Genomic DNA, 24,048 nt, shown 5'->3' with positions numbered 1-24,048 from the left:
ACTGTTAAATGTGAATCAGATGACTCAGAGCATGTCTAGAGTGGGGAAATGTATTGATAATGGGCCGATGGAGTCATTTTTTGGTAAGTTAAAATCAGAGCGTTATCACTTAGTTAGAAAGTCAGGTGGCTATGCCACCTACCAACACCTGGTGGAAGATCTCAATCATTATATCCATTTTTATAACCATGAACGACCACAAGATGTGCTGTTTGGTTTGACACCAATCGAACTTCGTCGTGTGGCTGCATAAAAAAAACTGAGATATGAACATGTTCATATCCCAGAGAAAAATTTATTTTATTCAACTGTAAACTTAAGTGACATCAGGTCACTCCACATCAGACAATATTTTATTTATTTCTTTTTTTGCTTCTTGGTTATGTCCAACATCACCATTCGTCCACCAAGTCCAACTTGTTGCACCATCTGACTCACTCAAATATTTTTTCAATCTTGGACGTGAATCACCATTAATACCAAACCAAATCCTTCCTTGTTTTCTAAGGTTTACAAATTCTTTTTCACTTATCGCCCAACATCTATTGGAAGGAGGAGATATTATCGTACCGTTTGGGAGTGTGACATTGTAAAATTGGCTTTTAGTTGCATGTCCTGTTTGCCCTGTCATATCTACAGAGACCCAAGGGCCATTTATATCATTATCTGGGTTTTTGTATTCTGAAATCCTCTTTTCTGACAAAGGAACTTTATTAATTGTTGGTTTGAATAAATTAATATCTTTTGCATAGACTAATATATTATCGTGCGCAGCTCCTAAAGAGATTCTAGAATCAGGAGAGGTTCTTTTTTGCCAAACTATATTAGCAACAAAATTGTTTCTACCATATATTTCATCCATCAATATTTTTGCGTAATGTGACTCATTATCATCGATATTAATCCATATAGAACCATCAGGACTCAATAGTTCTTTGGCGGCTTCCAACCGATTTTTCATAAATACCAACCACGTAGAATGGTTGAACTGGTCATTATATTTAAAACTATCTCCACCAGTATTGTAAGGTGGATCTATATAAATTAACTTTACTTTCCCCGCGTAACGTTCTCTCAATGAATATAATCCAATAAGATTATTAGCTTTTAGAATCAAATTATCTTTATCTGAGAATTTATCTAAATTCGTCTCTTCGTTTTTAGCATATTTGATAATATTAGTTAGAATTTTAGGAGCTAAAAGTGTATCAATCTCTTCTTTGGCTAAGGTGTTATGATAATAAACTTCGTCTTTCCCTTTTTCTTCTGTCGTCATTCCTCCTTCTAAAACACCATCTTTGTGCGGAAAATCTAGAACTACATCAGAATTATACTTAAAATACTTATTTTCACTGGTGAGACCAATTTCATTTGTATATTTTGTGTAGCTGTTATCCCAGTAGTTTTTGAAACGTAGCATACTGATGAACTCTTCTATCTTAAAAACTAAGCCCGACGGTAGCTCGAGGGAATATGTATCTCTTATCGATTCGTTCGATAGAAGAGCTTCTATTAATTTTTCATTGTAAGAACGTATATCTTCAATCAACTTATTCTTCAATAATATATCTTCATGCCAATATTCAGGAAATACTTTTAGAACATTATTTATCTCTTGCTGGAGCTTTGTTTCCATAAAATCATTTCTCTCCGATCTTTTTCTCAGACTTGCTATTAATCATGTTATAGATGGTACCTCTTGATACCCCTGTCATCCTGATGATTTCATTTATTGTGTATTTCTCACTCTCATACAGAGAAATGACCATTTCCCTTTTATCTTTCGGAAATTTAGGCCTTCCTCCCATTCTACCTCTTGATCGAGCAGATTCTAAACCCTTTTTCGTTCTTTCACTCAATAGATTTGCTTCGAGCTCTGCAAAAGCACTCATCATAGTGAAGAACATCCTCCCCATTGCATCTTTGGTATTAATATTCATATCTATTATTTCCAAATCTATATTCTTTTCATCGAGGTATTGAGATAGTTCTATTAATTGTTTCGTTGTACGTCCGAGTCGATCTAACTTTGTGATTACTAAAGTATCCCCTTTACGTAGGTAGTCGAGACATTTGTCAAGCTCTGTTCTTTTATATTTCTTGCCACTTACCTTTTCGGAAAATATTCGATTACAACCATATTTATTTAAGACATCAATTTAACTATTTAAATTCTGATCTCTCGTACTGACCCTGGCATAACCAACTTTGCTCATAATTTTTCCTCCTTATGTTTCTCTTAGTGGGGGGTTATATGTATTCTATACTCTAATTAGCATTCATAAGCTTTGGCTATAGTACAAAAACTCAATAAGTTTTTAAAATATTGTACAAAGATAATTGTACGGGTTTTTGTACTTTCAATCTATAGTAAAATCAACTATGTTTGTTCTCTTCCTGATGTTCCAATAAACGGTCGTTTTTTAAACTTAATTTTACATGTAGTTTTTGTCATATTAAATACTCATTTTATGCACGGATTCTCGAAAATTATAATCTAGTCTAATACATAAAGGAATGACAAGTTCTTTATTAAAAGTAGAAAGAAGGGATTGTAAAGTATGAGAAAAAAGAACCTATTGATAAGTTTGTTTTCTCTGATGATGGTCATTGTTTTATCAGCTTGTACAAGCAATGACGGAGAAGCATCTGTAGAAGATACTAACAATGGAAAGGATTCAAATGAACAGATGAATATGAATGAGGACAATGAAAATTCTATGGAAGAAAATATGAATAACTCCTCCAGTGAAGGAGAAATGAATAATGGTTCCATGGGTAATGGTCATATGGATCATGATGATGTGGTAAGTCTAATTGATTCGACAGGAGAGAATGAACTGAATATCCCCCCTGTACTCAAAAGCGACAGCAACAAAGGAACTGAGTATACAATACGCGCGCAAAAAGGAGAAACAGAAATATTTGATGGCGTTCAAACAAAAACATATGGCTATAATGACTCGTTTCTAGGTCCCATGCTTCAATTTGAAAAAGGAGATACTGTGAAAATAAACTTAATCAATGAACTCAATGAAAATACCACTTTTCACTGGCATGGATTGGAAGTGCCAGGGAATGACGATGGTGGTCCACACAATGTATTGGAGCCAGGCGAAGAGAGTACTATTGAATTTGAAGTGACACAGGAAGCTGCCACATTGTGGTTCCATCCCCACCCGGAAGGAAAAACCTCTGAACAAGTGTACAACGGACTTGCTGGGTTAATTTATATCGAGGACCAAAATTCAAAAAATCTCGAATTACCAAGTGAATATGGAGAAAATGACATTCCTCTCATTTTCCAGGACAGAGTCTTTGATGACGAAAAACAGTTGAATTATAAAGCAGCAGCAAATGAAGATGGCACTGTCGGAGATACATCATTAATTAATGGAACATTAAATCCAAAATTAACTGTAGATAAAGAAAAAGTAAGGCTTCGACTTTTAAATAGCTCAAATGCAAGAAACTACACCGTTAAACTAAATACAGAAGATTCTTTTGTACAAGTCGCAACGGAAGGCGGATTTTTAAATGAACCGGTCTCAATGCAAGAAATCACACTCACGCCTTCAGAACGGGCCGAAATAGTCATTGACTTCTCACAAGTTAAAACTAATGAAGAGATTGCTTTAGTAAACGAAGAAGGTACCACGCTCTTACCTTTTGAAATCACAGATCAAACAGGTAAAACCATAGATATACCTGATGAAATGAATGACTTTTCAGTTACGGAAGAAGAAAAGAATTTACCAGTAACAAAAGAAATTGAACTTTTCGGCATGATGGATCAGGTAACGATAAATGGTAAAAAATTTGACTCTGAAAGAATTGATTTTACGCAGGAACAAGGTGTCACCGAAGTATGGGAAATCTATAATAAACCAGACATGATGGGCGGCATGATTCACCCGTTCCACATCCATGGTGCTCAGTTTAAAATCCTTTCCAGGAATGGAGAAGCACCACCTGAGAACGAAAGAGGCTGGAAAGATAGTTTTTCCGTTGCCCCGGATGAGACTGTGAAAATTGCCATTCAGTTTAAAAATAAAGGCATATATATGTTCCACTGTCACATACTTGAACATGAGGACAATGGGATGATGGGACAGGTTAAAGTAGAATAAGATCCAAATCTTCAATCTAATAATAAAAAAGGAACTATTTTTTGATTTTTCTAGGCGAATTACATTATTGAATAAGTGGAGAAGGACAATCATCATTAAAATTATGTGCATTTTCTATGGAGTTTACCAATATCGGTTTATATGCGAAATGGATGGGAATTCAATTAATGCAAGCGTATTTAAATCTATAGGAGGTATTTACAATGGCTCATGAACAACACCAACAACTGATTCAGACGTTACATGAATGTATGGAAGCCTGTAACCACTGCTACGATGCGTGTTTGAGAGAAGAGGACGTAAATATGATGGCGGAATGCATCCGTCTGGACCGTGAATGTGCAGATATCTGTGCATTTCTGGAACAAGCATTAATGAGAGGTACACCATTTGCTTCTGATTTAGCAGCAGTATGCGCCAAAATTTGCGAAGCTTGCGGAAATGAATGTCAGAAACACGACCACGAACACTGTCAGAGATGTGCAGAAGCGTGCTTTAAATGTGCAGAAGCTTGTAAGGAAATCGCTTAAAATAAAACTTATATAGAAAAAACGCCATGTCAGATAATAATTCTGGCATGGCGTTTCTTATTAATAGAACAAAAGCAATCAGTCTAACGTTCTAATATTGAAAGTGTTTTTTAATTTTTAATCCATTTGTAACCAACGCCCCACACCGTGTGAAAGTAATCATCGATAGGAAAGCCGACTTCCCGAATTTTTTCCCGCATATTTCTAACATGGGAATCCACAGTACGTCCTTCCGTTTCAGAATGCATGCCCCACACTAAATCAATCAATTGATTTCTAGAAAATACCCTTCCTGGATTTTTCATGAGTAATCCAATGATTGCAAATTCTTTTGGTGTTAATTTTACAAGCTGTTTTTTATAGGATAGTTCAAATTGATCTTCGTCCCATAACAGTCTTTCGACTTCAATCCGGTTGACAGGTCTTGTTCTTCTTAGTAATGCATCCATTCTTGCAACCAATTCTTCTTCATTAAAAGGTTTTGTGATATAGTCATCTGCACCCAGCTTGAGTCCTTTTACAATATCTTCTTTCTGCTCACGTGCAGTCACCATGATAATAGGTACATCTGAGTATTGCCGTATTTCTCTGCATACTTCCCATCCATTCATTTCAGGCATCATGATATCCAGTAGAATAAGATCAAACTTCTCTTCTTTAACAAACTTAAGCCCTGCTTTTGCACCTACTGCTTTTCGACAAAAATAAGGGTAAGGTTTCAAGTATAATGTCAACAGTTCGAGCATTCTCTCTTCATCATCGATTAACAGCACTTTATTCATTTACATTCTCCTTCTTTAAAGATATGACGAAAACAGTCCCCTTGCCGAGTGTACTTTCTACTCCAATCTCGCCACCATGCAACGCCACAATTTCTTTAGCGATTGTCAGCCCGAGACCAGACCCTCCGCTTACCCGGGATCTAGACTTTTCAGAACGATACAGTCGATCGTATATAAAGGGTATATCTTCTTCTGGGATTCCTTCTCCTGTATCTGAAATAGTTGTTAAAATTTCATTTTTATTTTGAATCACTTCCATTGTGATATGACCTTTCTCGGGAGTATACTTTATTGCATTATCTAATATATTCAATATAACTTGTTGAATTCTTTCGGGATCTGCCATAACAACCAAGTTGTCCGGACAATGAAAGAAAAGCTCTATCTTTTTTTCATTGAGCGCTGGATAGATTCGTGCTAAAACCGTCTCAATCAAAGCGCTAAATACTACCCTCTCTTTTGTGATGGCAAATTCATTATGATCGATTTTAGCTAATTCAAACAGATTTTTTATCAGGTCTGCTAAATGCTCTGTTTCTTCCTGAATGATTTTAATGTATCTATTCCTGTCCGTCGTGGATATTTCTTTTCTGCTAATAATATCCGTATACCCTTTCATATAGGTTAAAGGTGTTCGTAGCTCATGCGATATACTCCCTAAAAATTCATTTCTCTCGTTTTTTAAACGTTCCAGATCTTGCGACAGCAAAGTAATCGAAGTCGCCAAATCTCCAAGCTCATCTTTTCGATGTGTATACAATTCCACGTTATGATTGCCTCTACCTAATTGTTCTGTCGCTTTTTTCATCCTCAATACCGGTTGGGTAATAACTCTGGAAAGAATAAACACCGTTATAACAGTCAGAAGTAAAGTCAATAGACCCACAAGCCAAAACTTATGGCTGAGATGATCAATAATCCGTTCGATGCTATCACTTTCAGCAAACATAAAAACATGCCCGCTATGAGTTTCGTTAAAAGTTAGGGGGCTGTCTGTAGAGACATATTTTTCTTCTGACCAATTTGATTTCAGGATAACTCCTTCTTGTGGTATTTCACCATAATCAGTATGTTCAATAACAGTTATCATTTCTGGTTCAACCGGATCAGAATTGGTGATTATCTCTCCATTCTCATCTGTTATCACCACAATAAAATCTGATTCTGACTCCATAATCGCAACATGTTCCAATGTCGTGGTTGTATAGTTTTCTTCCAATACGTCTCTGTGTGTATTCCCCCGGGCCAATAAATCCCCCATCACTTCCTCCACACGATCAGCGACCAGATTTGTATATAGGATATAGAATAATATGATTTCAATAATAAGAATCACCAGAAAAAACAAAAGTCCGATTTTTAAAGCTAATTTATTGAACATAAAAGCCTCCTCAGTTTTCTGCAACAGCATAAATCGTAATAGATCATCTTATCATTTTGTTCATTAGTCATATTATATAGAAAAGTAGTATTTTTATTATGAATAATTCAGCTTATTTTACTTTGCCCACAACTAAAATTTTCTTCCACTGTTCTTATGAGCCGTCATTAGACACATAACTATTTCTGCTTATAGTCTAGATTGCTAACTCATCTTCGTTCTGTGGATTGATTGCAACATACAAAATACCATCATCTTTCATCTCCAGTATCTTTCGATAAAAATAATCTAGCAGAGGTAGCAGCTGCAACGAAGTTTTAGTCTGAAAAATGTATGACTAAGTATAACACCTGACCGTCAAAACTTTTTAAATTTAAAGGGTAACTCGAAGTTACATGAGTGATTTTACCGCATCCCGCTAAAAATATAGATGATAATATTATAGTATTAATTATTAATTTTCTTGGTATCATGATTCGCTACTCTCTTTATACATTTTATTATTTAAATATCGATTTTTCGTGCAGATTTGAAGGAAGCGCTGAGATATCATCCACGGTTAATAAACCTTTAAATTGAAATCCAATATGTCGAGTCGGTAATATTATTCTTGATTAAATACATTTATTTTTCATTGAATCTGCACGTAAACTGCAAAAGTTATGGGTAGAGTTATCAGTAGAACTAATAAAATGGAGGGTATATACATGGTTAAAAACAAAATATTATTAGGGCTTCTTTCCATATTCGCTGTATTTTTAATGGCTGCCTGTGGTAATGGGGAAACTCAGCCTAATGAAGATGAAGAAAGCCAAAGCACTGAAACAGAGTCCAGATCTGAGGAGGAAATGGACATGGAATCAGATTCCGGAGGTCATATGGAACATTCAGCTGATGAGATGTCCAGTTCCGGTGAAGTACCTGAAGACTTGAAAGAAGCAGAAAATCCAACTTATGCAGTTGGAAGTCAAGCGATTATTGAAGCAGAACACATGCAAGGTATGGATGGTGCTGAAGCAACAATTTCCGGTGCTTTTGACACCACTGTCTATACTGTCTCATACACACCGACGAACGGCGAAGAACTGGTAGAAGATCATAAATGGGTCATTCATGAAGAATTGGAAGAACCGGGAGAAGCCCCATTAGAACCAGGCGATGAAGCAGTAATGAATGCATCACACATGGAAGGCATGGAAGGTGCAACGGCTACGATTGATTCTGCTGAAGAGACCACTGTCTATATGGTGGATTTCGTTACAATAGATACTGAAGAAGAAGTTCAGAATCATAAGTGGGTTACAGAAAGTGAACTGGCACCTGTGGAATAAATTAGTGAATAGTAATATAGGATAAAAGCATGGATTCCTGATTACAAAGAAAAAATCCGGCAAATCTTGAATTAAGATTTGCCGGATTTTTTATCTTGGTCTCTTTCTACAATTATTATATAGAATCAATATGACATAAAAAAATGATACTCTAAATTCTTAAAATCTTTTGTCATTAACTAGCTGCAGCATGAACACGCAGAACCATCTTCTTTATCAATATCCTCTTTAATCTCGTAGCCGGTATTTTGAATAGCACCTTTGATGTCTGCCAAATTAATTGTACTGTCATTAAATGTTACATCTACTTTACCTTCAGGAATTTGAACTTTAACTGATTCAACGCCATTTAATTGACCGACGCTCTCTTCGACTTTATTAACGCAAGCCCTACATGACATACCTTCTACATTAAGTGTTACTTTTGACATATAAATTTCTCCTTAAAATTTTATTATATTATTTTATACGAAAGTTTCAATATACCCATGGTAGGTATTTTACCCTTTTTCATTTTTTATTTAACAAATCAATTATCTGTCTTAATTTATTAATTTTGTCTACTGCTGATTAACAATTACATTGACCTGGAACACAATTGCATGGCACTGCGTCAACTGCATCCTCTTTTTTCATCTCTAACACTTTTTCCAACTCTTCTATATCTATATAGCTTAATGTTGATTTTGAAATTAAATCTGCAATAATTTTTCCAATGTCTTTATTACATATATTATCGAAAGTTTGTTCAAGTATACTTTTGAGAAAGTCACTTTCTTTTAAATTAGTTGAATAAATGTATTTGTTGCCGTCCTTTTCTGTGTTTAATACACCTTTATCAACAAGTCTCCCAATAAGTGTTTTGGTCGTGGCCGGTTTCCAATTCTTTTTATTTTCTATAATATCTCTAATATCTTTACTCGTAGTTTTGTTTTGTGCCCAAACGACCCGCATCACTTCCCATTCGGAATCTGTGATATTTGAATCAATTGCTTTGGTCATATTTTCACCTCTAATTTTTTCAAGTATTTTTAAGATGTCTTTCATATTTCATACAGTAAAGAATTAAAATACCGACTATCCTTAAGTAAGGATTTGTCGGCATTTATTTTATTCTACTTCAAATCTATGAAGTAACTGCGCATTGATTGCAACGATGATTGTACTGAGACTCATCAAAATCGCACCTACAGCCGGACTGAGTATTATCCCCCAAGGCGCCAGTACTCCTGCTGCCAATGGGAGAGCAATCACGTTATATCCGGTTGCCCAAATCAGATTCTGTACCAGTTTATTATATGTTTTTTTAGATAGGCTGAATATTGCAAGAATATCTTTCGGATTACTGTCAACGAGAACGATGTCTGCACTATCCATCGCGATATCTGTGCCTGCACCCACTGCGATACCAACATCTGCTTTAGTCAATGCCGGTGCGTCATTGATTCCGTCACCTGTCATTGCAACAACCAAACCACGTTCTTGGATTTCTGTCACTTTATCTGCTTTCTCATTGGGCATTACTTCAGCATAGACTTCATCAATCCCAATTTGTTCTGCGACATAATTTGCGACTTTTTGGTTATCTCCGGTCAACATTATAGCTTTAATATTTCTCTTATGCAGCTGTTCTATTGTCTGCTTAGAACTTTCCTTAATCTTATCTGCCAGTGCAATGGCACCTGCTAATTCTTCGTTTACCAAAAGAAAAACTACCGTCTTACCTTGTTCTGACCATTTATTAAAGTTCTTATCGTCAAAATCTATTTTTTGTTTACGTACATATCCCGGACTCACTACTTTGACTTGTTTATCATCAATCGTCCCTTCAATTCCTACACCAGTAATTGAATTGAAATTTGACATTTCAAGCAATTCAAGTTCTTTTAACTTGGCTTCATTGAGTATACCTCTCGCAATAGGGTGTTCCGAGTCATTTTCTATTGTTGCTGCATAACTTAAAAGGATATTTTCGTCAATATTATTGAAAGTCTGTATATCTGTAACACCAAATTTACCCTCAGTCAAAGTACCCGTCTTATCGAAGATCACAGCGTTAATTTTACGAGCCTTTTCAAACTGTGGACGTTTTCGAATTAACAAACCGTGCTTTGCAGCAAGTGATGTAGATACTGAAATAACCAACGGTGCTGCCAGACCTAAAGCATGAGGACAAGCAATAACCAAAACTGTTACCAATCTCATGATAGCAGTATCTATAGTTGCTCCAATACTTATCCAAACGATAAATGTGATGATACCGGCAGCTAAAGCGATATAGAATAACCATTTAGCTGCTTTATTAGTTACATCCTGAGTTTTCGATTTAGTACGTTGTGATTCTCTAACCATATCTATAACTTGTGTCAGATAAGATTCATTCATCAGTTTCTCCACTTCAATAGTGAGAGAACCTTCTCTGTTTATTGAACCTCCAATGACCTTGTCATCAACGGATTTTCCAACTGGAACAGATTCACCCGTTAACATTGATTCATCAACTTGCGACTTTCCTTTAACGATTTTACCATCCAGCGGCATTTTTTCTCCGGGTTTTACTAATAGTAAATCACCCGCTTTAATATCATCAATCTGAACTTCTTCTGTTTCACCATTTTCAGTGATACGGTTTGCCGTATCAGGCATTAATGATGCGAGGGATTCCAGAGCCTTGGAAGCATTGTTAATAGCTCGCATTTCAATCCAATGTCCCAGAAGCATGATTAATACAAGAGTTGCCAGCTCCCAGAAAATTTCTTCCCCATTGAATCCAAAAACAACTGCCATACTATAGAAGTAAGCGACAGAAATCGCCATTGCTATTAATGTCATCATGCCTGGTTCTTTGTTTTTCAATTCATCGTAAGCGCCCTTAATGAATGGCCAACCCCCGTAGAAATAAACGAACGTGGCCAACGCTGCCACAATATAACTATCTCCAGTAAATTGCCAATCCACACCTATGAAATTTTGAATCATCGGAGATAGAAGTACAATTGGAATTGTGAATATCAGGATAATGAAGAATTTATTACGAAAATCTGTCACCATATGCGCATGATGATCGTGTCCGCTATGATTATGGGATTCGTGGCTCTCCTCATGGTTATGATGATTTTCTTCATGCTCAGCATGATTATGATTACCTTCTTTATTCATTTTTTCCCCTCCTACATTATAATACGACTACAACTGTAATCGATTTATTAACTTAAGTTTACGTCTGTAATCGTTATTTGTCAAGCTGTTAATTTACTAAGTTTATTATAAAAAATATATGTGCAGAAACTATCCACTACATGTATTTAAAAACTAAGTAAAAATAAATTAACTGCTACTCTGAGATTTAACATTGAATTAAAAATGCAGATTCCACGACACTAAATAGCATTGGGTAATCTGCATTTAATAATATTATTTAAGCTGTAAATCTGTCAGACAGGTGCTGTCATTCTCAAAAGTTGAAAAATTAGATTCAACTTTTTTTCCATCATAATTAATTTCTAAAGAGTAATTTTTATCTCTTGGCAGCCAAAAATCCAAGAAACCATTCTCAAGGGTAGTCAACTTCTCATCAACGTGAACTTCTCCATCTTCATCTGTAATTTTTACATCCATCTCTTCATTCATCAGCTCTCCCTGACAACCTGTTAAGCTATGAAATTCACAAGGATGTGTATATGAGATGTATGGTGCAATAGATACAAAAAATTCATCGTCAGGCAAAGTATAGACATTCTCATCTCCACTATCTTTAACAATAAGTGTTTTATCATTTATAGATGCTGATTCTACAATATTACTAGCGCTTAATTCCGAAACCATTTCTTTAATATTTGATTCGTTCGATGCTGAGTCATCACTACAACCTGTTAAAATAAAGATTACGCCCATCAAAACTGGCATTAAATATTTTTTCATCCAGATTCCTCCTTGATATTTAATTTTAACAATAATTTTTAAACAAATTTTATAATAATATATCATTTCTATGAAAGTTATATAAACAAGTCATTTAATGTATTCATAATTAGAAGCCTTGAAAATTTCCAAAGTACGGCTGCAGCCAAATAATAATCTGAGTCAATCCATCAAAATACAGAAGTACACCCATTAATATCATGATGACCCCACCAACTTTCATAATCGTATTCGAGTATTTCAGCATCCAGCGTGTACGAGATACGAAAAAGCTCAATATAAAGAATGGAATTGCAAAGCCTAGACAATAGACAATCATCAACATTAAAGCATCGTTAGGTGCGCTTGCACTCATTGCGAAAATAGCTCCGATAATTGGTCCATTGCACGGAGTCCATCCGGCACCAAATGCCATACCTATTAAAGTTGAACCTAAAAATCCAGACGGTCTATTTTTGAATTGTATTTTTCTCTCTTTCATCAGGAAATTAAAATTAAGCACACCGGTAATGATAAGCCCGAAGATAATAATCAGGATTGAACCTAGTTGTCTAATCAGGTTCGCATGGTCAATCAATATTCCGCCTAAAAAGGCCGTGCCAAACCCTAATGCTATATAGAACAAACTGAATCCCACAAGAAAGAAAATTGTGTGGAATATTGCGCGTGCATTGAATTTTTGATTTTCTACTTCATTATAACTCATTCCTGTTATGTAAGAGATAAAAGCAGGAAATACTGGAAGCACACAAGGTGAGACAAAACTTAAAAAACCAGCTCCAAATGCAAGAAAGAAAGTCATTTCACTACCCAAAAAAACACTCCATTCATATTGCATCTTTTAAATAATCCGAACGAATTTCTTCCACATTTTATTTCTTTCAATCCTATAAACTCTCATCCTATTCAGAAGATGATTGTTCTACAAATCTATAAATATCATCTACAGTTAACTGATATTCTTTCTTCTCCACAACAATGCCGTTTTTATTGATTGCTATTGTCGTTGGCAGTGGGCCTACTTGATACGCTTTAGTCACTTCTCTATTGCGATCCAATGCAACTGGAAAATTAAGTTTTTCATCTAAACTGGATAAGAACTGATTAATCTGCTGCTCATCCTCAGAAACATTTACTGCAATGATTTCATAGTCTTCATGTCCTTCATTATAAATTCGGTTCATATCAGGCATTTCTTCACGACACGGCTTACACCAAGTCCCCCAGAAATTCAAAATAACACCTTTTTCTGAATTGATATCCGATAATTGTATTGAATCACCATTTAACGTCTCCAATTGAAAATCAATTGATTCATCGCCTACTTGTAAGGCTTTTGTATCAGAAGTTAAGTTGAACCATAAGGTCACACCTAACAAAATAATGACACTCAGTATAATACTGATTCTTAGAATCTTCCTTGTTTTTTTCTTCATACTCTTACACCTCCAGTAGCAATTACTTTCATCTTGCACCTCATACATAGTTAATTTTGAAAGATAATTTTCAAACAAACTTACTATTCTATTAGAATAAGAAATCATTCGTACACTAGTCTTATTACCAATTTTAGCTATTAAAAAATTCCCCTCTAATTATTTAGCTTAAATCAAATTTTTAAAGAAACTGTGCATTTTATTAGTATTTAATGTGACATTTCAAATTATGAATAAATTTAAATTCAACACTAAAATAAGCCAGATAAATTTGCTTATGAAAATCGGATGTTTTGAGTAGATCCTTATTATACAAATATTGATTGCTGTGACTTTTGACTTTATTTTGCAATAAAATGAAGCCGATATCTCACATTAAAAGAGAGATATCGGCTTATAAAATTTTCTATTAAAATACGAATGAGAACAGAGCGTTGAATGTGCCATTTTCAAATAGGATATAAATTCCTAATCCTATAAAGACGATTGGAACGATCCATCGTTCATATTTTTCGATTTTATCTGAAACAAAATTCAAGGAAGCCAATCGATAGCTGATTAGACATAGAACACCAACCATGATCATGAAAACAATGACGGCAATAATGATTTCCATCATATTTAAAGTCGTAAAGTACGGTATATAGATAGCGAAATCATCCGCACTGGAAGCCAGTACAATGAAAGTGACCGTTATGAATAATTGATTGAATCTGCCTGAAGAGAAAAGGGAGAGAATGTTGCCTTCATCTTCGTCTTCTTCACCTTGAATCCATATTTTTATACCCAGGTAAAGGGGCAGGAGCCCAAGCAAACCAATCATCCATTGTTGGGGAACCAGATTGGCAACCCCCAAAGCGACCAGAAGGCTCACACCAATGATAATTGCCGTTCCTATATACTGACCGATCCAAATATGCTTTATCTGATCCTTTTTCACTTGTGAGAACAGAAGAATCAATATAATAAGGTAATCGATGCCTGTTGCTACGTAAACCGCAGCAGCTGTAAATGCCGTTACAATCATTCTTCCATCTCCAATATTTTAAAATTTCGATTCAAAGTGAAGAGATTCAAAACCTATTCATCTTCCTTCACACGCATGAGTCTCAAACCATTGAGTGCGACTAATACCGTGGCACCCATATCTGAGAGGATCGCAATCCAGAGTGTCAACCAGCCTGGAATCACCAACAGCAGAGCAATAAGCTTGATTCCAATGGCAAAGGCGATGTTCGCTTTGATGATGTTCAACGTTTTGCGGCTCAGTTTAACGGTGAATGGCAATTTTTTTAGATCATCGCCCATTAAAGCAACATCTGCTGTTTCAAGGGCTGTATCTGTACCGGCCCCACCCATGGCGATGCCAACTGTGGAAGCTGCCAATGCCGGAGCATCATTAACACCGTCTCCGACCATTCCCACATGATTATATTCGGTTTTCAATTGTTTGATTACATCGAGTTTATCCTGTGGCAGCAATTCAGATCGAACATCTGTGACACCGACATGTTCACCGATGGCATTGGCGGTACTATGGTTGTCACCTGTAAGCATGATCGTTTTTTTAATGCCTGCCTGATGCAGTTTCTGAAGCACTTCTTTACTTGATTCGCGTACTTCATCGGCAACCGCAATGATTGCTTGGACGGCATTCTCTGTGCCCGCAAGCATGACCGTTTTCCCTTGTTTCTGAAGCGTTTTGACATCCTTTTCAATTGTATTGCTGAAATTGGCTGCCTGTATCTCTTTAAACAATGCCGGGCTGCCAATGTAATACATCTTATCATTGATCTTACCCCTTATCCCTTTGCCCGTAATGGAAGAAAAGTCTTCGACGTGTATATCGGAATAGGGAACATTATTGCTATCCGCTTTCTTTATGATTGCTGATGCCAATGGGTGTTGGGAACGATATTCCAATGCTGTGATGACTGCCAGCATTTCCTTTTCATCAATTGCATTGTCGATTAAACGATAATCAGTTACAACCGGGACGCCCTTTGTGAGTGTGCCGGTCTTATCAAATGCAATGGCCTTTAATCCACCCATTTCTTCGAGGTAGACCCCGCCTTTTACAAGGACTCCCTTCTTGGCAGCATTTCCGATTGCTGAAACAATGGATATCGGAGTAGAAATGACCAATGCACAAGGACAACCTACAACGAGAACCGCTAACCCTTGATACACCCAAGTGGACCAGCTCGCACCGAAAAATAACGGGGGTACAATCGCAACCAGCACTGCGACACCCATAATGGCAGGCGTATAATATTTTGCAAATTTATCAACGAATGCCTGGGCAGGAGCACGCTCACCTTGTGCTTCTTCCACCAGATGAATGATTTTGGCAATGGTCGTATCTTCAACCAATTTAGTGATTTTAACTTCCAGTAAGCCTTCTTCGTTCAGTGTCCCTGCAAATACTTCATCATCGATCGATTTTTCAACCGGCACTGATTCACCTGTGATTGCTGCCTGGTTGATTGCAGAGTAGCCATTGACAATTACGCCGTCCATAGCAATTTTCTGTCCAGGCTTAACAATCATGATATCGCCCACAGCAATATCATTGACGTGCACTGTCATTTCCTGTCCGTTGCGTCTGACAAGTGCCTCTTTAGGAGCAATATCCATCAATGAACTGATGGATTGCCTTGCTCGATCCATCGAGAAACGCTCCAACGCTTCGCTGATGGCAAACAAGATGACAACAATGGCGACCTCGGCCCATTCTCCGATGATGACACCGCCAATCACTGCGACTGTCATCAGGGTTCGCATATCAAATTCAAACCGGACTAAATTCTGGAGACCCGTTTTCAGCATTGAAGCCCCTCCGACAATCATGGAAGTGATGAATAGCAGTGGTGTAAGAATATTGTCATCACCATTCACCAACATTGAAATGAAGCCAAAAGCGATAAACAGTAGCGAATAGAGCAGAGTGCTGTGCTTTTTATAAAATGGAATGGTTACTTCCTTTTCTTTTTTGTCTTGTCCACTTTCTTCCCGGGATTTCTCAGGCACCACTTTGAGATTTTCAAATGCTCCTGCTTCTTCCAGTTCCTCAACCGTTGCAGAACCATATACAGAAATTTTTGATGCGCCAAAATTCACCTTCGCATCTTGAACTTCAGGTAGTTTCTTCACATTGTTCTCAAATGTGCCAGCACAATTTGCACAGGAAAACCCCTGAACACGGTAAACATTTTTTTCTTTATTAACTTCTGGTTGCGCTTGACGACTAGACTTTTCAGGCACCACTTTGAGATTTTCAAATGCTCCTGCTTCTTCCAGTTCCTCAACCGTTGCAGAACCATATACAGAAATTTTTGATGCGCCAAAATTCACCTTCGCATCTTGAACTTCAGGTAGTTTCTTCACATTGCGCTCAAATTTCCCTGCACAGTTCGCACAGGAAAACCCCTGAACACGGTAAACTTTTTTTTCTTCTTCAGTCAGCTCTGCAATCCCTTCAGACATTGGTTATCACTTCTTTCCTATGTATTAATGCAATCGTCATGATTTCTTTAATATGCTGATCTTCCAGTGAATAGAACGCGAGTTTCCCTTCTTTCCTGAATGTAACGATGCCTTCTTTGTAGAGCATGCGTAAATGATGAGATGCATTTGCTACAGTCACACCGAGTATATTTGCGATATCACAGACGCATAATTCCTCTTCCTTGCATAAGGAATAGGTGATTTTTGCCCTATTCACATCGGCAATAGCCTTAAGCATCTGTGATATACCGGCAATATCTACAGTTTGTAAATTCTCTTGCATCCGGTTAACCTTTTCTTCGTCATAACAAAAAACTTCACATGTTTCTTTCTTATTCATACATACACCTCATCATTCAAATATTTGTTTGAATATAGCATAACATCTTGTTTTTCTTTATTCAAGCAGATGTTTGAATAATAATAAATTTGTATAAGTTTTTCTCGACATAGAAAGAATTTTCTGAAATAAAGCTGAAAGAAATTACGATATCGTAAGTGAACTTTATTGTGACTTTCGATGTTATTTTGCACTGATTTAGGCGATAACTTGCACTATAGTTAAAAAGTCCAGAGCTTATCTTTTCAAGAAGACAGCTCGTTTTAAAGTTAGTTATGCAGAATAAAACTTAAAATATATGCAATTTATCTTTAAAAATGACAAACTGAAAATATAACTACCTAAAATGTTTCAATAAACGGTCGTTTATTGGAAGAATAGAATGTATGGTTCTTAGGACGATAAAAGTTGTACTTTTATAAACGCGATGCAATTTCTTGTTACAGAAAAAGGTCAGATAAGTGTACTTCGGTATGTATTGGTGGAATTGAAACACGTATTGTTTTTGGGCAAGATGGATCGAACCGTGTGAACCAGCGGAGTCTAAGTTAATAGGAGTTATTTAAAGTCTCTAAATTCATAATAATTCAAAGGGAAGTTAGACTCGATGCTCTGCTTCCTTAGTAATAGTATGATTACTATTTCTTGAAGTAATCCCGTCAGGAAAATGCAGATTTACAACGCTAAGCTTATTTTCCCGACGGGTTCATTTATGTCACTATTTAAAGGAATAACAAATACAATCAAATGGTCATTTGACTATAATGTTTGAGTAGATCACAATAATAACCAAGTGGAGTTGATAGGCTCCCTTAAAGTACAAGCAAGACACTTGAAGAAGAAAAATGTATTATACTTGACCGCGTACTATGGTACGCGGTTTATTATTATTTAGAGGTGAACTATGTGAGTTATCGTATTACTGCATTTGCAGAAAAATGTGGGGTAAATAAAGAGACGATTAGATATTACGAACAAAAAAATTTATTACAAGAACCTTCCCGAACGAAAGCTGGTTATCGGATATATTCAGATGATGATGTTAAGCGTGTATGGTTTATTAAACGGATGCAAGAGCTTGGTTTTTCTTTAAGTGAAATCCACAAGTTGCTTGGTGTTGTAGATAAGGATGATGTGCGGTGTTCGGATATGTATGAGTTCGTTTCTCAAAAAGTTGATGAAGTACAACAACAAATTAGAGATTTAATGCGTGTTGAGAATATGTTGAATGATTTAAAAGAATGTTGTCCGAATGAAGAATATTTATATTCTTGCCCTATTATTGAGAAAATGTTTGAGGGTTAAAATCAACTTTTTAGCAGGTGATGTAAATTGACTGTACAAAAGCGAAAAAATGTAAAGGATAATGATAAATTATTGTTTTTAGGAATACCAGCATTGTTGGTTCTATGTTGCGCTTTACCAATCCTTTTAATTGCAATTGGATTGAGTTCTATGGGTGCTTTCTTAATAGGAAAAGAAGTTTGGATATTTGGTGCTGTTTTGTTAATTGTCGGACTGATTATGTTGGTAAAAAGAAGAGGTAGTCGTAATACATGTCAGTCGGATTGTTGCCATTCTAAATTCAATGAAACAGAAGAAAAAGGGGGAGAGTGATTTGAAATCAGTATTGTTCTTTAAAAAAATTTTATTACCAGCTCTCATTATTGTAAGTCTCTCAGCATGTGGAATATCCAATGGAACCAACACGATAAACAATGAAAAAACACAACCAATAAGTTCCGAGAAAATAAGTTCCGAGAAGCCAACACTCATTTATTTCATGGCATCTTGGTGTCCGACTTGTGTAGCAGGGGAAAAGGTATTTAAACAGATTCATAATAAATATGGAAACAATGTTCAACTTATAACTGTTGATATGGATCCCCAACGAGATACAGAACAAGATTTAAAGGATTTCCAACGTCAATATGGTGGAGAATGGACACATTTAATCGATAAAGAATATGAACTCACTAAAAAGTATCAAGTAAAACAATTGGAAGAAGTTTTTTTGATAGATAGCAATCAAGAAGTTATATATCACGCGGTTAACCCTTCTTTTGATGATTTACAAAAGGAACTAACACGTATTGGAGTGAGTAGTTCATGACGGTTCCCTTTATTTTTATTTTTTCAGCAGGAATGGTTGCTGCGTTTAATCCTTGCGGGATTGTTATGTTGCCTTCATATATTAGTTATTTAATTGGTGAAGGAGAGGTTGAAACGAGGCGTTCCTTAATAAGGACAATATCAAAGGGGCTATGGTTAGGATTGTCTATGACGTTGGGATTTCTAACTATTTTTGTGATAGCCGGTTTTCTATTATCGTTATTAGGTAGAGCTTTAATCAATGTTTTTCCAATTTGGTCATTTCTAATGGGCGTACTTATCTTTCTTTTAGGACTAGGGATGTTGCTTGGAAAAAAAGTTTCTCTACCTTTAAGAGTTAATATTAAACAAGGTAAACGATCAGTTTATTTCTATGGTATTGCTTATGGAATCACATCATTAAGTTGTACGTTGCCAGCCTTTTTATTTGTACTCACTGAATCTATGCAAGGTAATTCGTTATTGATGGTTATACTTAAATTTATTGTGTACTCAATCGGTATGGGTGTTGTCGTTACTTCCATAACCATTGTTTCTTTGGTTTCAAAAAGATATGTCCAACAATTACTTTCTAAAAATATGGCAATGATCCAATTTATTTCCTCCATTGTTATTTTAATTTCAGGAATTTATATTTCTTATTATTGGGGAATTGGTCCGGGTGGCATATTTCGATAATTAAAAGGAGTGTTAAAAAATGACTAAGAAAATCAGTATGAAAGTTAGTGGCATGACTTGTATGGGTTGTGAAGAACATGTAGCAGTTGCACTTGAAAATATTGGTGCCAAGAATGTAGAAGCTAGTTTTCGTCACGGTGAAGTATTATTTGAATTACCCGATGATATTGGGATTGAAAGTGCAAAAAAGGCTATTGATGAGGCGAAATATCAACCTGGAGAAATAGAAGAAATATCATCACAAGAAAATGTGGTGTTAGGTAATGAAGGCGATTATGACTTACTTATCATTGGTTCCGGTGGTTCGGCTTTTTCAGCTGCGATCAAAGCTGTTGAAAAAGGGGCTAAAGTAGCCATGGTTGAGCGAGGAACCATTGGCGGTACATGTGTCAATATAGGATGTGTACCTTCTAAAACAATGCTTCGTGCCGGCGAAATCAATCACTTGGCAGGAAAAAACCCTTTTGGTGGTTTGAATACAAAAGCCGAATCAGTGGATATGGCTACATTAACTGAGAATAAGGATAAACTCGTTGAGGGTATGAGACAACAAAAATATGTAGATCTTATCGATGAATATGGTATTGATTTGATTCGTGGCGAAGCCTCATTTATTGATGAGAACACGGTTGAAGTGAACGGTCAAAAATATATAGCAAACAAGTTCCTTATTTCAACGGGGGCATCCCCATCTATTCCAAATATTTCTGGACTAAAAGAGGTGAACTTTCTCACAAGCACAACGGCTTTAGAGTTAAAGGAAGTTCCGAAAAAGTTAGCCGTTATCGGTTCTGGATATATTGCGATGGAGTTAGGACAACTGTTTCATAACTTAGGCTCAGAAGTTTCGTTGATGCAACGAAGTGAACGACTTCTAAAAGAATATGATCCTGAAATCTCAGAAGCCGTCGATGAAGCATTAACCAAACAAGGGCTAAATTTTATCACCGGAGTCACCTACAAAAAGGTTGAACAAAACGGTAATATGAAAAAAGTCTATATTGAAGTGAATGGTGAAGAACGAGTCATTGAAGCCGATCAGTTATTGGTTGCTACTGGAAGAAGACCGAACACAGGATCACTCAATTTAAAAGCTGCAGGTGTTGAAATAGGTAAAAGAGGAGAAGTTGTTGTCAATGATTACCTACAAACGAGCAATCCAAACATCTATGCAGCAGGTGATGTGACATTAGGCCCACAATTTGTTTATGTGGCAGCATACGAAGGTGGAATTGTTGTAGAAAACGCACTAGGAGCTGCCAATAAGAAAGTGGATCTACGCTTTGTACCGGGAGTAACATTTACTAACCCATCCATTGCCACAGTTGGTTTAACTGAACAACAAGCCAAGGATCAAGGAAATGATGTAAAGACTTCCGTACTTCCACTAAATAGTGTACCTAGAGCACTAGTAAACCGTGAAACTAATGGAGTCTTTAAACTGGTTGTTGATAACCAAACTAAGAAAATCGTCGGTGCACATGTAGTTGCCGAAAATGCAGGTGAAGTGATTTATGGGGCGACATTAGCTGTTCAGTTCGGTCTAACAGCTGATGATTTAAGAAATACGATGGCTCCTTATCTAACGATGTCTGAAGGCTTGAAACTTGCAGCCTTAACATTGGATAAAGATGTAAGTAAATTATCTTGTTGTGCAGGGTAGAGATTCAGGGAGGGAGAAAATCTCTCCCTTTTTGAATACTGAAAAAAGGTATTATCATGTATGAATTTTTGAATTTCGATAAGTCAATTGCTGTATGATCCACCTTATTTATTCAAGTTCAACAAATAGTCAGAATTATTTTAGTAATTATAGGAATTTTAGATATAATAATGTACGGGTCGTTTAAAAGAAAGGATGATTAACATGGCTGGATGTTGCTCCATTGATCCATATATACATTTTGAGACCATCATTATTGGAGATGGTCCACTTGAAATAGCAACCGCCTTTCATCTTTCGTCATATGGAGAGCTTACTGCATTAGTTCTAAGTGAGTTTTCTCGAAAAAACATTAGACAATTCTTCGATAAGTTCCAGTCTTTTATTGAAGAAAATAGTGAAATGCCTTGGAACATAGAGGAATTGGGAGACGATATGCACCTCATTCTTTTTAATGGACATATCATTTCCAATCATAACAATGTGGTTACAATTGACGATAAAGAAATTTACGGGAAACGAATTTTTTCAGAGTTTGACACGCTGAAAAAAATAGGATTCATAAATAAACCCTTTCATATCGATTCAAAAAAGGAACTGTATACAAAAGCATCAGAAAGATTATGGCTGTTACATCCAATAGATGGTCAAAACCACGAAACAATATGGAGAGGAGCAGAGGATTTTGCAAGAGATTTTGTGAATGGTGAAAGATAGAATAGGCGATTTAAATAAAGATATATTTCCTAGTGTATTCATAAAATTTACACCTCATTAAACTAAAATGGTTTAAAGTATAAAATTATCCTTGACCTTACCCTAAGGTTAAGGTTATATAATCTATTTAGTCCGCTGATGATTTAAAGAAAGGGGGGAGGAAGTGGAGTGTTTTACGATTGGTCAACTAGCCCAACAAACAGGAGTCAGTCGAAAAGCCATTCGATTATATGAAGAAAAGGGATTGATCCTACCTTCCATTAAGCGAAGCGAGGGCAATTACCGCGTCTATAATCAAGAGCATGTATTTTGTATCAATGGAATTAAACAACTCCGTTCATTAGGCGTATCACTAGAGGAAATGAAAGATTTGATCGTGATTTTTGAAAAAAATACGGTAGATGTAGAACCTCATCTTCAACATTTATTAAAAGAGAAACTTATTGAAATAGATGAGCATATCAAGGATCTACAAAAATTACGTCAACATGTTGCATCGTTTCTTGATACACCGAATGAGGTATTCAATCATATGGAGGGAGTTAGACATTAAAGAATTAAACACAATACAAAGGGTTTTACTGAGATCACTTCGTAAAATTCTAACTATAGACAGGAAATTTTTTGAATATAACATCGGGAACAATAATGAAGATTAAACAAAAATGCTAAGGAGGAAAAAGATATGAAAAATGAAATTAAACAAATAGCAACCCGAATAGACCAACAGTCTGACCAAGGGGAAGCAGGCTCCATGAAGTGGCTCTTCCACCCGTTGTTACAAATGCTAGCAGAGGGGGAGCCGGTGACTGTTGAAGATATCGCTTCTGCGACCGGGAAGCCTGTCGAGGAAATGAGAAAGGTTCTTCAGACCCTACCAAGCGTGGAACTAAACGAACAGCGTCGTGTCGTTGGTTTTGGTCTCACCTTGGTCCCTACCCCCCACCGATTCAAGGTAGATGGGAAGGAACTATATACATGGTGTGCCCTTGACACACTTATGTTCCCAAAACTCATCGGACGCAAGGCCCAAATAGAGTCGCCTTGCCACGGCACCGGCAAGCCTGTAAAGTTGACGGTGGAACCTGACCGCGTTATAAGCGTGGAACCTTCCACATCTGTTGTCTCGATAGTTACTCCGGATGATATGTCGTCAATTCGCTCGGCATTCTGCAACGAAGTCCATTTTTTCAGCTCAGCGAGTGAAGCGCAGGACTGGCTTAACCAACATCCAGGGGGAAAGGTGTTATCTGTTGAAGATGCCTTTGAACTTGGAAATCTTATGGGGAAGAGTTACGAGGAAGTCGACCCTACCAATGGGTCTTGCTGTAACATTTGAAAATAGATACGCTTATCGTTATGTTAGCCAAAAAGCCGATGCATCCTAATAGGACATCGGCTTTTTGTATATTGAAAAAAATTCAACCAAGATAAATTGAAAAAATTATCGTATGCTTAATTTTGGTTAGCATCTTTTTCTTTGAGTAATTATTGTTAACAAATAGGATTGATATACATTG

General features: G+C 36.4%; 25 protein-coding genes. 12 read left to right on the top strand and 13 right to left on the bottom strand.

The window, feature by feature from the left end:
* Positions 1-253 (top strand): integrase core domain-containing protein (locus tag H624_RS0108460; RefSeq protein WP_026867197.1); only part of this gene is annotated, 253 nt, incomplete at its 5' end.
* A 78-nt stretch (positions 254-331) separates the two neighbouring features.
* Here the strand turns inward: H624_RS0108460 and H624_RS11950 are convergent.
* Together H624_RS11950 and H624_RS11945 are read right to left on the bottom strand one after the other, a co-directional pair.
* Positions 332-1,636 (bottom strand): site-specific DNA-methyltransferase, encoded by a 1,305-nt coding sequence (locus tag H624_RS11950; protein WP_035856809.1) that lies wholly within the window; start codon positions 1,634-1,636, stop codon positions 332-334.
* 4 nt (positions 1,637-1,640) lie between these two features.
* A complete protein-coding gene (locus tag H624_RS11945) occupies positions 1,641-2,159 on the bottom strand; it encodes a recombinase family protein (RefSeq protein WP_240921803.1) in 519 nt (172 codons plus the stop codon).
* Positions 2,160-2,561: 402 nt separating this feature from the next.
* Between H624_RS11945 and H624_RS0108445 the strand changes: the two genes are divergently transcribed.
* Both H624_RS0108445 and H624_RS0108440 read left to right on the top strand, forming a co-directional pair.
* Positions 2,562-4,130 (top strand): multicopper oxidase family protein, encoded by a 1,569-nt coding sequence (locus tag H624_RS0108445; RefSeq protein WP_026867196.1) that lies wholly within the window; start codon positions 2,562-2,564, stop codon positions 4,128-4,130.
* Between the two features lie 203 nt (positions 4,131-4,333).
* Entirely contained in the window at positions 4,334-4,660 is a 327-nt protein-coding gene (locus tag H624_RS0108440) for a four-helix bundle copper-binding protein (RefSeq protein WP_026867195.1), read from the top strand.
* A gap of 110 nt (positions 4,661-4,770) precedes the next feature.
* Here H624_RS0108440 and H624_RS0108435 read toward each other — a convergent pair whose 3' ends face one another.
* Complete coding sequence (locus tag H624_RS0108435) at positions 4,771-5,442, bottom strand: response regulator transcription factor (RefSeq protein ID WP_026867194.1); 672 nt, start codon at positions 5,440-5,442, stop codon at positions 4,771-4,773.
* Positions 5,435-6,823, bottom strand: coding sequence for a sensor histidine kinase (locus H624_RS0108430; RefSeq protein WP_026867193.1), 1,389 nt, complete (start codon positions 6,821-6,823; stop codon positions 5,435-5,437). Before H624_RS0108430 ends, H624_RS0108435 begins: the two co-directional genes overlap by 8 nt.
* 707 nt (positions 6,824-7,530) lie before the next feature.
* Between H624_RS0108430 and H624_RS0108425 the strand changes: the two genes are divergently transcribed.
* Positions 7,531-8,154: a YdhK family protein gene (locus H624_RS0108425; RefSeq protein WP_026867192.1), complete on the top strand. Its 624-nt coding sequence runs from the start codon at positions 7,531-7,533 to the stop codon at positions 8,152-8,154.
* Between the two features lie 179 nt (positions 8,155-8,333).
* On the opposite strand, the gene H624_RS11940 is transcribed toward H624_RS0108425, so the two are convergent.
* The 9 genes from H624_RS11940 to H624_RS0108380 form a co-directional block, all read right to left on the bottom strand.
* The gene (locus H624_RS11940) at positions 8,334-8,585 is read right to left on the bottom strand and encodes a copper ion binding protein (protein ID WP_051220549.1); all 252 of its coding nucleotides are present in this window, start codon (positions 8,583-8,585) and stop codon (positions 8,334-8,336) included.
* Between the two features lie 139 nt (positions 8,586-8,724).
* Positions 8,725-9,156: a CopY/TcrY family copper transport repressor gene (locus tag H624_RS0108415; protein ID WP_026867191.1), complete on the bottom strand. Its 432-nt coding sequence runs from the start codon at positions 9,154-9,156 to the stop codon at positions 8,725-8,727.
* A gap of 108 nt (positions 9,157-9,264) precedes the next feature.
* Positions 9,265-11,313, bottom strand: coding sequence for a copper-translocating P-type ATPase (locus tag H624_RS0108410; RefSeq protein WP_026867190.1), 2,049 nt, complete (start codon positions 11,311-11,313; stop codon positions 9,265-9,267).
* 255 nt (positions 11,314-11,568) lie between these two features.
* Positions 11,569-12,075, bottom strand: a complete 507-nt coding sequence (locus H624_RS0108405; protein WP_026859513.1) for a CueP family metal-binding protein — start codon at positions 12,073-12,075, stop codon at positions 11,569-11,571.
* A 109-nt stretch (positions 12,076-12,184) separates the two neighbouring features.
* A complete protein-coding gene (locus H624_RS0108400) occupies positions 12,185-12,889 on the bottom strand; it encodes a cytochrome c biogenesis protein CcdA (protein WP_026867189.1) in 705 nt (234 codons plus the stop codon).
* An 88-nt stretch (positions 12,890-12,977) separates the two neighbouring features.
* Positions 12,978-13,511: a thiol-disulfide oxidoreductase ResA gene (gene resA / locus H624_RS0108395; RefSeq protein ID WP_026867188.1), complete on the bottom strand. Its 534-nt coding sequence runs from the start codon at positions 13,509-13,511 to the stop codon at positions 12,978-12,980.
* 409 nt (positions 13,512-13,920) lie between these two features.
* Positions 13,921-14,538, bottom strand: coding sequence for a CadD family cadmium resistance transporter (locus H624_RS0108390; protein ID WP_026867187.1), 618 nt, complete (start codon positions 14,536-14,538; stop codon positions 13,921-13,923).
* 53 nt (positions 14,539-14,591) lie between these two features.
* Positions 14,592-16,997: a heavy metal translocating P-type ATPase gene (locus H624_RS0108385; RefSeq protein WP_026867186.1), complete on the bottom strand. Its 2,406-nt coding sequence runs from the start codon at positions 16,995-16,997 to the stop codon at positions 14,592-14,594.
* Positions 16,990-17,358 (bottom strand): ArsR/SmtB family transcription factor, encoded by a 369-nt coding sequence (locus H624_RS0108380; protein ID WP_026867185.1) that lies wholly within the window; start codon positions 17,356-17,358, stop codon positions 16,990-16,992. Before H624_RS0108380 ends, H624_RS0108385 begins: the two co-directional genes overlap by 8 nt.
* Positions 17,359-18,264: 906 nt before the next feature.
* Between H624_RS0108380 and merR the strand changes: the two genes are divergently transcribed.
* From merR to merB, 8 genes are all read left to right on the top strand, one after another.
* Positions 18,265-18,663, top strand: a complete 399-nt coding sequence (gene merR / locus H624_RS0108375; protein ID WP_026867184.1) for a mercury resistance transcriptional regulator MerR — start codon at positions 18,265-18,267, stop codon at positions 18,661-18,663.
* Between the two features lie 27 nt (positions 18,664-18,690).
* Positions 18,691-18,975 carry a hypothetical protein gene (locus tag H624_RS0108370; RefSeq protein WP_026867183.1) on the top strand — a complete coding sequence of 95 codons (285 nt, stop codon included), beginning with the start codon at positions 18,691-18,693 and terminating at the stop codon, positions 18,973-18,975.
* A gap of 1 nt (position 18,976) precedes the next feature.
* Positions 18,977-19,471 carry a TlpA family protein disulfide reductase gene (locus tag H624_RS11935; RefSeq protein WP_026867182.1) on the top strand — a complete coding sequence of 165 codons (495 nt, stop codon included), beginning with the start codon at positions 18,977-18,979 and terminating at the stop codon, positions 19,469-19,471.
* On the top strand, positions 19,468-20,148 hold the full coding sequence (locus H624_RS0108360) for a cytochrome c biogenesis CcdA family protein (RefSeq protein WP_026867181.1): 681 nt from the start codon (positions 19,468-19,470) through the stop codon (positions 20,146-20,148). The genes H624_RS11935 and H624_RS0108360 overlap by 4 nt, the downstream gene beginning before the upstream one ends.
* Before the next feature lie 19 nt (positions 20,149-20,167).
* A complete protein-coding gene (gene merA / locus H624_RS0108355) occupies positions 20,168-21,811 on the top strand; it encodes a mercury(II) reductase (RefSeq protein ID WP_026867180.1) in 1,644 nt (547 codons plus the stop codon).
* Positions 21,812-22,015: 204 nt separating this feature from the next.
* Positions 22,016-22,528, top strand: a complete 513-nt coding sequence (locus H624_RS12635) for a hypothetical protein (RefSeq protein WP_156889176.1) — start codon at positions 22,016-22,018, stop codon at positions 22,526-22,528.
* A gap of 163 nt (positions 22,529-22,691) precedes the next feature.
* A complete protein-coding gene (gene merR2 / locus H624_RS11925; RefSeq protein WP_051220548.1) occupies positions 22,692-23,081 on the top strand; it encodes a mercury resistance transcriptional regulator MerR2 in 390 nt (129 codons plus the stop codon).
* Positions 23,082-23,213: 132 nt separating this feature from the next.
* Positions 23,214-23,867, top strand: coding sequence for an organomercurial lyase MerB (merB, locus tag H624_RS0108340; protein WP_026867179.1), 654 nt, complete (start codon positions 23,214-23,216; stop codon positions 23,865-23,867).
* Positions 23,868-24,048: the final 181 nt, after the last annotated feature.

The organism is Jeotgalicoccus marinus DSM 19772, assembly GCF_000425825.1.
In the GTDB taxonomy this organism is placed as follows: domain Bacteria; phylum Bacillota; class Bacilli; order Staphylococcales; family Salinicoccaceae; genus Jeotgalicoccus; species Jeotgalicoccus marinus.
This window is presented reverse-complemented; position numbering and strand designations above follow the sequence as displayed.